Below are 11091 nucleotides of genomic sequence, written 5' to 3' on the forward strand. Positions count from 1 at the left end.
TCGATTTCTCGATAATTTTTTGTAAATCCGCAACTTGTGTCAAAGACTTAGCATTTAGTTAAAGTTTTGATTCCCTACTAAATAGTAAAATCCTTTGACATTCATCCACCTACTTGTTAAATTAGGGGACTTCGGTTGAATCAAGTTTAAATGTTAGACAATTTATTCGTAACTACGATTTTGACAACCATTTTAGTATATCATAGATGCGCATAGTTTCAACTTATTTCATACTTCATGGAGTTCTGTTAGTTTTTCTAACATTTGTAAAAAGTCGATGATTTCATAGTCCATTTCCTGCACCTTACCAAGCATTGCTTTTACAAAATCAATATAACTATATGCAATATCATCGGCTGCAAACGGGTGCCATTCAAACGGATACGTAACAATTGCATGCTTAGCCATTAAATATTGTACCATTTCCAATGTTGATGGGTCTTGTTCTAATTTAGATTCTATAATTTTTTTTATTTCACCATACTGCTGTAATTGATTAGGTAACGCAAGATCAATCGGATTAATAGTTTTTGTTTGTTCAAATTTTGTAACAGTAACTTCAATTGAAACTTCTTGCTCTACTAGCAAAATAAGTGCAAGACTCTGCACAAATGGATGGATTTCCGAACATTCGATAATAGCCTTTAAAAGCAATTTTATCTGCCTTACATTCGTATCCATCAGGCGATGCAATCGCAACGATTGTTCATTCGGTGTAAGTGTGGTAAATTTCCCTAATTCATATTCTTGCGCTTCTATCAATTCTTGTACATCTTCTCGTTGCTGAAGATTTTTAGCGACTTCACTATTTATACTTTTTAAGCGTTCAAATTTTTCTAGCTGTTCTTCCGGAAGAACTTTTTCCTCAATTAACGTAGTTATTATAGACTCAACTTGATGATATTCCTTTAACTGCATGCAAATCGTAATGTATAGCTCCATCACTTCAACATACATAGAAGTGCCCATAGCTAACAATTGCTCACATACTTCTTTAGCTTGCACATATAGTTTCAGCTCATATAAAGCATACGCATAGGCACTTAACGCTTTTTCATCTCCTTTGTCATATAAAAACGCCTTTTCAAAACATGCAACTGCCTCTTCATATTGATATTTTTCCACATACATATGGCCCTCACGAATTAGCGTTTGGGTTGCACCAGGAAAAACAACAATATTGTCATGTTTAATAACATGGGGCTTTTGCTTTGTCATTTTTCTCACCTCTTTTAGTTCACTAGTTCCTAATTGTTTATTTTTAACAAAAATAATTGAATTTATATTCATATTTTGTAATGAATTGAATTATAATTAATAATACCTAACATTATTTACCTTATTGATAGAAAGTGCTTCAACCATAGTCATTGTTAGCTAGACGAAAACAAGTTGTTCACAAGGAGTGTAATACATGCCATTAATGGATACAATCATTGAATTCGATAGTCGCATCTCCCCCGCTTTCGAGGCACTATCAATTAAAGTTATATCGATTACAACAGCACACGGTCCGCTACAAGATTATTCAATTGACTTCGAATTTTTTACACGTACAAAAATTAATACGTTTACGAAAGAAGCAACAACACATATCTCAAGTATTCAAGGTACTATACCCGGTTCCATCTCAATTGGGCATCATCAGGAATCACTTTATATTATTCCCCAAAGTGTTCACATTGAATGCAATTATAAGATTCTGCATATTGACACAAAAGATATGGAACGCATTTTACAGCATCCCACCCCAACGCTCTATTATAGTGAGTGGCTTTTAGATGCCATCAAAAATGCAAATATCCTTGTTGAATTAAAAACAAATCAAAACACATTTATCGAATGGCCACTCGGCATAAAGTCTGCTGTTATATTATAGGAAGCTAAACAAAAACCTTTTATGTAGATCATTCTTTTGAAACCGACTAGCCCATAAACTATTCTTATGTCTGAGACATACTTGCCAAGTATGTCTTTTTGTCATAATTAAACACCAATCCTTCAATTCGTTGCGCTCTAATCATATCAGCTTTCGATAGATTCCGGTATTCCAATTGCGAAAGTAACCATTAAAAAATTCACATCTAACAAATTTTTTTAGTAAAGAAGGTATAATAAAAAAATAGATTTATTATTGGAGGCAATTATCATGGATATAAAAGAAGCATTACAAACATTTTCTTCAATGACACTTACAGCAAGACAAGCGTTTTTTGAAAAAGAAGGCGACTGGCTATTGGAGGAAATGTTAACGCACATCGGCTCAACTGATGAAAAGCTACGCGATCACCTTATCTATCGAACTTTTATCGACCTGCTCAGTGATAACTTACTAAATTCACAGCAACTCCAAAATTTGTTCGATACGGCAATAGGTGACGATTACTTATATGCAAACATCGGAGAACAAATGGATGATAGTGTATTCACACGCTCCTTTTCAGCGTTACTTGTCGCTAGCATTCTTGCAAAAGATAGTGAGCTCCTTATTTTAAATGAAACAAGCTTACAATCTTTCTTTAAAAAAATCGGTCGTTATTTGTTACTTGAAAAGGATACAAGAGGACATGTCGAAGGCAAAGGTTGGGCACACAGCATTGCACATGGGGCCGATTTATCCGCCATGACAATTAAACACCCTAAGTTTGACTTGCAATATGCACCATCCATCCTACACGCACTGAAATTGGCAACTTGGAAAGATGTTGTCTATGTAAACGATGAGGAAGAACGCTTTGTAAATATCATTGAGGCATTATTAGCAAGGGGCTATTCTGAAGAAGCCTTATCGGAATGGGTAGAGCAAGCTTTTGATAAATTCGAAATGCATTTAGTAACGCAAGGTTATAATGAGAGTTTTTTTAGCGGACGTACTTGCACATTAAACGCGATGAAGACATTGTATTTCGCATTAAAAATGAATAATCAAGCACCTAAACTTCAAAACACACTGTATATCCAAGTAGCAAAGTGGCTGAAGCTCGGTTCTTAACTAATGCTAGAGCATCCAAATCACATTGGATGTTCTTTTTTTTCGGAACCACCCATATTGATATACTAATTTCTGTTAAATATTGAAAGCGCTTAATTATGTTAACATAATTTTATCATTGTTCCAATATCCTCTCTCTAATCATTCCTTACATAGAAATTTTATCCTTTAATCGTTGAAAAACAGTCTTTTTGTATACTCCTTTTTTAAAAAAAACGCAACTAAAAAGAATTAAAAACAGAGGCACGACAAGGACTTTATTACAAATCGTCGTCTAAAATGTGAAATAGGATTTTTCACAAATAATTTATTTACTTAGTTAAATACGACAAACTCAGTATTTTCAACGTTTATACAGTGTTTAATTAACAAAACCTAAAAATACCAATAGCAAAATAGCTTTTTTTGTTCAAAAAATGTTCATATTCACCCCCCTTTCATTATCATATTTATAATTAATTATTTTTTTTTTTAGTGAAGCGGGCGTATAATCCTATATGCAAACAAAGACGTGATGTGACCATCGACATTAAAATTTTGTCCAATTTATGGTGCATAAATCATCATGTATGTGAACGCTTGCATCAGACCAATCAATTACAAGACATTATGTTTCATATTGAACCATGCCATTGTCATTGTAAATGCAACTGTACTTGATTGGTACATCAGATAAAAGAGGTGACCTCAATACCCACTATTTATAAATGTGAATTAATACTACTACACATGAAATTTATGAATAGCCGTTTTATAGAAAGGAGTCAAACATGAATAAAAAATTAAGCTTAATGTTTTTAGCATTTGGCGCTATCGCAATCCTGTCTGGTTGTGAACCATTAACAGTTTTCAATCCAAAAGGACCGAATGCTCAAACATTATCAAACACAATTATTTTATCCATTATTACAATGGCAGTTATTTTACTAGTCGTGTATGTGCTATTTGCGTTTATGTTAACAAAATACCGCGCATCAAAAGCATCTGCCGATTATGAGCCACCTCATGAAGAAGGTAGTCACGTACTTGAAATTACGTGGACAGTTATTCCTATTATTATCGTAGCATTCCTAGCAATTGTTACTGTTAAAACAACTAGTACGGTAGAAACAACACCAGAAGGTTATGACAATAAAGAACCACTTGTTATTTATGCAGCATCTTCAAACTGGAAATGGCATTTCAGCTATCCAGAAGAGGGTATTGAGACTGTGAACTATGTAAACATTCCAACTGATCGTCCAATTGAGTTTAAATTGTATTCATTCGGACCAATCACAAGTTTCTGGATTCCACAGTTAGCTGGTCAAAAATATGCGATGAGTGACATGTTAACAACTATTCACCTTGCAGCTGATGAAATTGGCTCTTTCATGGGTCGTAACTCTAACTTTAACGGTCGTGGATTTGCGGAAATGGAATTTGAAGCACAAACTATGACACAAGCAGACTTCGATCAATGGGTTTCTGATGTAAAAGCGAACGAAAAACCATTAACTGAAGAGAAATTCAAGGAATTATTAGCAGCTGAACACGTAGGTCGTTCAAGCTACTCATCTACTCACTTAGATTTCAGCCCAGCACCAATGGCACATGGTGATATGGATATGGGGGGTATGGACCATAGTGACATGGACATGTCTGACGAAGACATGAATCATGAAGATATGGATCATTCAAACACTGATGCCGAATCAACACATTCACACTAATTTTCAAATTTGAAAGGAGCGCATCCTATGAGTATGGAAGAATTATTCCATCCACTGCAAGAACCGATGATTTTAGCGGCAGCTATCAGTATCGTAGTTGGTGCAGTTGTTGTCGTAGCAGGCCTTACTTATTTTAAAAAATGGGGCTACTTCTATAAAAACTGGCTATCAACAGTCGATCATAAAAAGATCGGTATTATGTATATCGCCGTAGCACTTTTAATGCTATTCCGCGGTGGTATCGACGCACTTTTAATGCGTGCACAAACAGCCGTTCCTGATAACGGACTACTTGATGCACAACACTATAACGAGATTTTCACTACACATGGTTTAATCATGATTTTATTTATGGCGATGCCATTTGTAATCGGTTTAATGAACATTGTTATCCCATTACAAATCGGTGCACGTGACGTTGCATTCCCACGTCTTAATGCAGTCAGCTTCTGGGCATTCGCAGCAGGTTGTGGCTTGCTGAACCTATCATTCATTATTGGTGGTTCACCAGATGCAGGTTGGACAGCTTACTTCCCATTAGCAAGTACTGATTTTAGTCCAACTGTAGGGAACAACTACTATTCATTAGCACTACAATTATCTGGGATTGGTACGCTATTGACGGGTGTGAACTTTATCACAACGATCTTTAAAATGCGTGCTCCTGGTATGACATTAATGAAAATGCCAATGTTCTCTTGGTCAATTTTAATTACAAACGTTATTATCGTATTTGCGTTCCCAGTGTTAACTGTAGCACTTGCATTAATGATGTTAGACCGTCAATTCGGTACAAAATTCTTTGCAATGACAGACGGCGGTATGGATATGCTTTGGGCCAACCTATTCTGGGTTTGGGGACATCCTGAAGTTTACATCGTTATCCTACCAGCATTCGGTATTTTCTCAGAGGTTATTGCAACATTTGCACGTAAAAACTTATACGGTTACAAATCAATGGTAATGAGTATGGTTGTCATTTCATTACTATCATTCTTAGTATGGGCCCACCATTTCTATACAATGGGTCACGGCGTTATGGTAAACAGTGTATTCTCTATTACAACAATGGCGATTGCTGTTCCAACCGGGGTTAAAATGTTCAACTGGTTGCTCACAATGAGGCACGGTAAGATTCAATTCACTACCCCAATGCTTTATGCGCTTGGCTTTATTCCGATCTTCACAATTGGTGGGGTTACAGGTGTAATGCTAGCAATGGCAAGTGCCGACTATCAATATCATAATACGATGTTCTTAGTTGCCCACTTCCACTATGTATTAATTCCAGGTACAGTATTTGGTGTACTTGCAGGTTACCATTTCTGGTGGCCAAAAATGTTCGGTTTCCGTTTAAATGAGAAATTAGGGAAAGCTGGTTTCTGGTTCATCGCTATCAGCTTCAACGTAACGTTCTTCCCTCTATTCATCTTAGGTTTAGATGGTTATGCACGTCGTATGTACACTTATTCAGCTTCAACTGGTTATGGTCCATTAAACATGCTATCGTTCATCGGTGCACTTGGACTTGCAGTAGGCTTTGCGTTAATCTGTTATAACATTTACTACAGCTGGAAACATATGCCTCGTAACGAGAAAGCAGATGTTTGGGATGGTCGTTCATTAGAATGGGCTACTCATTCTCCAGTTCCTGAATACAACTTTGCAATAGTACCAAACGTGTCACGTTTAGATGAGTTCTGGTTCGCGAAAAAAGAAGGTCGCGATATTACTGCAGGTAAAATTGAAAAAATCCATATGCCTAACAACACAGGTACTCCTTTCTGGACAAGTGGATTCTTATTCCTAGCAGCGTTCTTTGCTGTATTTAGTCTATGGATTCCAGCCATCATCAGCATGCTTGTTGTATTTGGCTTTATGGCTCTTCGTTCATTTGAAAATGATCATGGTCGTTACATTTCAGTTGAAGAAATTACGGAAACTGAAAAAAGTTTGAGAGGTGATAAATAATATGAAAATCGATTCTTCACTTCCATTAGAATATAGTACAGAGGAAAACCGCTTAAAGATTTTTGGTTTCTGGATCTTCCTTGGAGCCGAAATCATGTTATTCGCTACACTCTTTGCTGTCTATTTTACGCTCCACACTCGTACAGGTAGCGGCCCAGATGGTGCTGAGATTTTCGAGTTAACACCAGTATTATTAGAAACATTTTTACTACTAGCAAGTAGTTTTACAATCGGTCTTGGCGTACACGCTATGCGTCTTGGAAACAAAAAAGCAATGATGACATTCTTCATCATTACACTTATTTTAGGTCTTGGCTTCTTAGGTATTGAGATCGATGAGTTCGTCACTTATGTTCATGAAGGTGCAACAATTACAACAAGTGCATTTTTATCTGCATTAATGACTTTACTTGGTACGCACGGTGCCCACGTAACATTTGGTTTCTTCTGGGGCGTTGCAATTTTAATCCAAGTAGCAAGACGTGGCTTAAACCCACAAACGGCTAACAAAGCGTTTATCTTCTCACTGTACTGGCACTTCCTAGACGTTGTTTGGATTTTCATCTTCAGCTTCGTCTACTTGAAAGGACTGATTAGCTGATGAAGGAACTATTCCCAAAACAACATGTGATGGGCTTCGGCTTCTCACTATTACTAACTATTATCGCTTTAGCAGTTGTGAAATTTGATATGTCTTACAATATAGCATTTGCTATCCTATTAGTGACTGCACTTGCACAAGCAACTGTTCAATTAGTATTATTCATGCACATTGGTGAATCTGAAGATAAAAAAACATTATATACAACAATTTTATATTCAGTGTTCGTAGCTGTTGTGACAATCCTTGGTACATTATTCGCAATGATCTGGGGTTACTAATAAAAAGAGCCGAGAAAATGATTTCATTTTCTCGGTCTTTTTTATTTATATCTAGCAAAAAAGCCAACCATCGAAATCTCGAAGATTGGCTTTTCCTCTTGTGAAAAATTATATATCACTAGCCTTCTAGTGATATGTAATTATTTTATCTAATTAGCGTACAATCAATACATCACATGATGCTAATCGGACGATACGCTCCGCTACTGAGCCGAGTACTATCTTTTCTAATTGATTTAACCCCGTTGCACCACATACCAGTAAGTCTACAGCTGGAAGTTGTGTAAGTATACTTTTCGGCGAACCAGTTTCTACATTAGCTAATACTTCTGTTACACCTGCTGTTTGAGCTTCTTTTCTTAACTTCTCTATTTTAATAAAATTCTCTTCTTTCAATTTCTCAGCATACTTCAAGTCATATGCCGTAACAGCCCCGAACGACTTCGTGTCAATGACATTCACTAATTGTAATGTTGCCCCATACTCTATTGCCAACTTTAATGCTCGCTCATAGGCTTTCAACGACTGCTCTGAAAAATCTATTGCTACAGCGATTGTCTTATAATTCGTAACCATCATTACCCTCCTCAACTTTTCCAACCAATTCAAAGTTTTCAAAATCATTATATCATAATGGTATTCGATATAGTTTATCGTCATTATTTAGTGGAGTCCCACGTCCATCTGTATTATTGCTAACAAAATAAAGATACTGTTCGTCCACTAGTATATCTCGAATTCTTCCTAATCCCGCTATTATTTCCCGTTGGGCGTTTGTTTCAAGATTAAATTCCAAAACAGCTGCTCCTCTTAATGCAGCTACATACAATTTATTATTATTATAATCGATGCCAGACGGAGCCCAAGTTGTATTACTTCCTGATGTAAACAACGGTGATTTCATCCGTTGTCGTGTGTCACTCCCTTCTATTATTGGCCAACCATAGTTTTGTCCTGCTTCAATTTTGTTTATTTCATCATTGGCGCTGTTGCCATGCTCACTTGCAAATAATGTGCCATCTAACGACCACGTCAACCCTTGTGGATTACGGTGTCCATAACTATAAACAAATGAATTTGGAAATGGATTATCAGAGGGAACAGTTCCATCTAAATTAATGCGTAAAATTTTTCCTTCTAATGCGGTCAGATCTTGCGCTACAGACGATTGCAACGCATCGCCCACAGTTGCATAAAGCTTGCCGTCCGGCCCAATTTTAAGCCTTCCCCCATGATGGAAAGTACCACTTATTATATGATCAAGAAGCAAATGTTCTTCATACCAAACATCCCCCTCTTGTCGAAGTGTCACAATGCGATTAAACTGTTTGTCTCCGTCCACATACGTATAATAAGCATACGCAAGTTTTGAATCAGAAAAATCTGGTGCAAGTACAAACCCTAGTAATCCTGCTTCAGCAGCTGTCGCTAGTTCTTTTTTCAAATTAACTTGTTGTCTCTCCACTTCTCCCTCGTTAATTTTTACAATATGTCCTGTTCTCTCCGTAACGTAAAACATATTTTTATATTTTTCGATAGCCCATGGGATATCTAAATTATCCGCTACTATTTCTAAGTTCATATTGCTTTGTTCTAGATTATCTGTAACATTCTCCTCCCTATGCTTCGTAGGCTGTTGTTGTGTATTTGCGGAACACCCAGTCAGCAAAATCATTATTAAAAACAAAAAGTTAATTTTTTTCTTCAATCGCTTTCCCTCTTTTCTTGAAGTTTTCTTCAACATACCAACTTCCTATGTTAATAGAAAATGATATATTTACTTTCCATTTAAATACCATTAAACTATTATGTACATATTTAACTAAAAAATGATATTAAAAGGAGAGAGACATGGAGGAAGTAAAAGTCGTCTATGCTTTAATTAAAAACCTCAAAAATCAAATACTGATGGTTCATAATCACGAAGGTCATTGGTCGCTTCCAGGCGGGAAAGTCGAGGCAGATGAAACACTATTTGAAGCGACAATCCGTGAAGTCAAAGAAGAAACAGGCTATATTGTTGAAATAGGAAAATTACTCGCAGTTAATGAAGCAAAATTTACTGTTAGGAATCATCATGCATTATTTTTCACTTTTGAAGGGCAAATAGTAGAAGGTGTAGAAGAAATAACGTTACCTGATGAAATTTCTCACATTGAATGGGCAACTATTGATATAGCTAGCACTAGAATGCCGTATTATATAGGTGGAATTGATAATCTCTTTAAAAATCATGCGCTTTATCACAACGAAGGTACGCTATAGCAAGAATTTTCTTACGCATCACTGTAGACTGCTAGCGTATTATTTAATATTGTTAAAGTTTTAAGCATAATAAAAGCCACTACTTATTAAAAGTGTGACTAACGTAATATTATTGGTGTAAAGGCTAGTGAAAATAAGGAAGCACTTTATCAGCTACTACCTTTTCACCAACTTGTATCCATTTACTTTTATCATGTATATGCCCATCTTTATCAAGCGGTGTTTGGAATTGACTAGCACCCGTAGCATCAAGCAATGATCCTTCATCATAATCTAATCCTACATTTGTGACATGTTTTATAACAAAGGGGTTTTGAAAACGGATTTGTGCATCATAAAAATCTAGTTCACCCTGTGTCACGATAAACGGTACGCGTAAATAGATTGTTTCGCCACCATCGCTCGATAAAATCGTATCAAAGCTACCTTTGTGATACTCCCAATTGCCTCCAATTGTAAAACCATGCCTCTCGATTTGATCACGTAAATAGCCAAAACTAATTTCTTTTCCGACGATATTAGATTCAATTTGTAACAATTGCATGCCCTCCTTTACTTTTGATTTCAGTCTATCCTAAAGTGACAAAATACAAACAACTAATACGACATGATTTGAATTACTTTTTCGCTTGTTCATTTAATTCCGCTCATATGATAAAACCTGTTTTGAACAAAGTTCTCAAAACAGGCTTTCCTTTTTAGCTCTATATCAATCTATCGGGCTTTTATCATATGAATTGGTCTCCCTATTATTACTTCGGCTGCCTCCATTGTCAGTTCACTTAATGTTGGGTGAGCGTGTATCGTGCATGCAACATCTTCTGCTGTCATCCCCGTTTCAATTGCAAGCGTCAGTTCAGCGATCATATTAGATGCACCAGCACCTACGATTTGAGCGCCGATTAATATGCCATCTTCTTTACGCGTAACAAGCTTCACGAAGCCTTCCGTTTGGTTCAATGCAAGTGCACGACCGTTTATTGCGAATGGGAATTTTGCTGCAGTATATTCAATACCTTCAGCTTTAGCTTGGTCTTCGTTATAGCCCACTGTCGCCATTTCTGGATCAGTGAAGCATACAGCAGGAACAGCTAAATAATCTACGATTGATTTCTCGCCAGCGATTGCTTCAGCAGCAACTTTACCTTCATAAGAAGCTTTGTGTGCAAGCTGCGGACCCGCTACGATGTCACCAATTGCATAGATGTTTGGAATGTTTGTACGGCATTGTTTGTCAACATTAATTAGACCACGTTCGCCGAATTCAAT

12 protein-coding genes are annotated in these 11091 nt (G+C 36.5%); 7 read left to right on the top strand and 5 right to left on the bottom strand.

Features of this window, described 5'->3' with window-relative positions:
• Nucleotides 1-228 precede the first annotated feature (228 nt).
• Nucleotides 229-1218 (bottom strand): DUF3196 family protein, encoded by a 990-nt coding sequence (locus tag ACIP9G_RS05820; RefSeq protein ID WP_401018107.1) that lies wholly within the window; start codon nt 1216-1218, stop codon nt 229-231.
• Between the two features lie 196 nt (nt 1219-1414).
• On the opposite strand from ACIP9G_RS05820, the gene ACIP9G_RS05825 reads away from it, so the two are divergent.
• The 6 genes from ACIP9G_RS05825 to qoxD all read left to right on the top strand — a co-directional run bounded on the left by ACIP9G_RS05825 (nt 1415) and on the right by qoxD (nt 7557).
• Nucleotides 1415-1879 (top strand): hypothetical protein, encoded by a 465-nt coding sequence (locus ACIP9G_RS05825; RefSeq protein WP_340823294.1) that lies wholly within the window; start codon nt 1415-1417, stop codon nt 1877-1879.
• Nucleotides 1880-2149: 270 nt separating this feature from the next.
• Nucleotides 2150-2992 (top strand): DUF2785 domain-containing protein, encoded by an 843-nt coding sequence (locus ACIP9G_RS05830; RefSeq protein ID WP_401018110.1) that lies wholly within the window; start codon nt 2150-2152, stop codon nt 2990-2992.
• A gap of 770 nt (nt 2993-3762) precedes the next feature.
• On the top strand, nt 3763-4704 hold the full coding sequence (gene qoxA, locus ACIP9G_RS05835; protein WP_401018112.1) for a cytochrome aa3 quinol oxidase subunit II: 942 nt from the start codon (nt 3763-3765) through the stop codon (nt 4702-4704).
• Nucleotides 4705-4731: 27 nt separating this feature from the next.
• Nucleotides 4732-6675, top strand: coding sequence for a cytochrome aa3 quinol oxidase subunit I (gene qoxB / locus ACIP9G_RS05840; protein ID WP_340823289.1), 1944 nt, complete (start codon nt 4732-4734; stop codon nt 6673-6675).
• Nucleotide 6676: 1 nt separating this feature from the next.
• Nucleotides 6677-7276: a cytochrome aa3 quinol oxidase subunit III gene (gene qoxC / locus ACIP9G_RS05845; protein WP_340823288.1), complete on the top strand. Its 600-nt coding sequence runs from the start codon at nt 6677-6679 to the stop codon at nt 7274-7276.
• Complete coding sequence (qoxD, locus tag ACIP9G_RS05850; RefSeq protein WP_340823286.1) at nt 7276-7557, top strand: cytochrome aa3 quinol oxidase subunit IV; 282 nt, start codon at nt 7276-7278, stop codon at nt 7555-7557. The genes qoxC and qoxD overlap by 1 nt, the downstream gene beginning before the upstream one ends.
• A 153-nt stretch (nt 7558-7710) precedes the next feature.
• Here the strand turns inward: qoxD and ACIP9G_RS05855 are convergent, their stop codons facing one another.
• Together ACIP9G_RS05855 and ACIP9G_RS05860 are read right to left on the bottom strand one after the other, a co-directional pair.
• On the bottom strand, nt 7711-8133 hold the full coding sequence (locus ACIP9G_RS05855) for a universal stress protein (protein ID WP_340823285.1): 423 nt from the start codon (nt 8131-8133) through the stop codon (nt 7711-7713).
• A 52-nt stretch (nt 8134-8185) separates the two neighbouring features.
• Nucleotides 8186-9265 (bottom strand): PQQ-dependent sugar dehydrogenase, encoded by a 1080-nt coding sequence (locus ACIP9G_RS05860; RefSeq protein ID WP_401018118.1) that lies wholly within the window; start codon nt 9263-9265, stop codon nt 8186-8188.
• A 143-nt stretch (nt 9266-9408) separates the two neighbouring features.
• On the opposite strand from ACIP9G_RS05860, the gene ACIP9G_RS05865 reads away from it, so the two are divergent.
• Nucleotides 9409-9822, top strand: coding sequence for an NUDIX hydrolase (locus ACIP9G_RS05865; RefSeq protein WP_340823282.1), 414 nt, complete (start codon nt 9409-9411; stop codon nt 9820-9822).
• Nucleotides 9823-9946: 124 nt separating this feature from the next.
• Here ACIP9G_RS05865 and ACIP9G_RS05870 read toward each other — a convergent pair whose 3' ends face one another.
• Entirely contained in the window at nt 9947-10360 is a 414-nt protein-coding gene (locus tag ACIP9G_RS05870) for a YugN family protein (RefSeq protein ID WP_340823280.1), read from the bottom strand.
• 176 nt (nt 10361-10536) lie between these two features.
• Nucleotides 10537-11091 (bottom strand): FAD-dependent oxidoreductase (locus ACIP9G_RS05875; RefSeq protein WP_401018122.1); only part of this gene is annotated, 555 nt, incomplete at its 5' end.

The sequence above is a fragment of the Lysinibacillus sp. NPDC093197 genome, from assembly GCF_044754025.1.
In the GTDB taxonomy this organism is placed as follows: domain Bacteria; phylum Bacillota; class Bacilli; order Bacillales_A; family Planococcaceae; genus Lysinibacillus.

Coding starts and splice junctions, on each gene's coding strand:
- qoxB (WP_340823289.1), top strand. CDS start 4,732: ATGAGTATGGAAGAATTATTCCATCCACTGCAAGAACCGATGATTTTA.
- qoxA (WP_401018112.1), top strand. CDS start 3,763: ATGAATAAAAAATTAAGCTTAATGTTTTTAGCATTTGGCGCTATCGCA.
- ACIP9G_RS05830 (WP_401018110.1), top strand. CDS start 2,150: ATGGATATAAAAGAAGCATTACAAACATTTTCTTCAATGACACTTACA.
- ACIP9G_RS05825 (WP_340823294.1), top strand. CDS start 1,415: ATGCCATTAATGGATACAATCATTGAATTCGATAGTCGCATCTCCCCC.
- ACIP9G_RS05820 (WP_401018107.1), bottom strand. CDS start 1,218: ATGACAAAGCAAAAGCCCCATGTTATTAAACATGACAATATTGTTGTT.
- qoxD (WP_340823286.1), top strand. CDS start 7,276: ATGAAGGAACTATTCCCAAAACAACATGTGATGGGCTTCGGCTTCTCA.
- ACIP9G_RS05855 (WP_340823285.1), bottom strand. CDS start 8,133: ATGGTTACGAATTATAAGACAATCGCTGTAGCAATAGATTTTTCAGAG.
- qoxC (WP_340823288.1), top strand. CDS start 6,677: ATGAAAATCGATTCTTCACTTCCATTAGAATATAGTACAGAGGAAAAC.
- ACIP9G_RS05865 (WP_340823282.1), top strand. CDS start 9,409: ATGGAGGAAGTAAAAGTCGTCTATGCTTTAATTAAAAACCTCAAAAAT.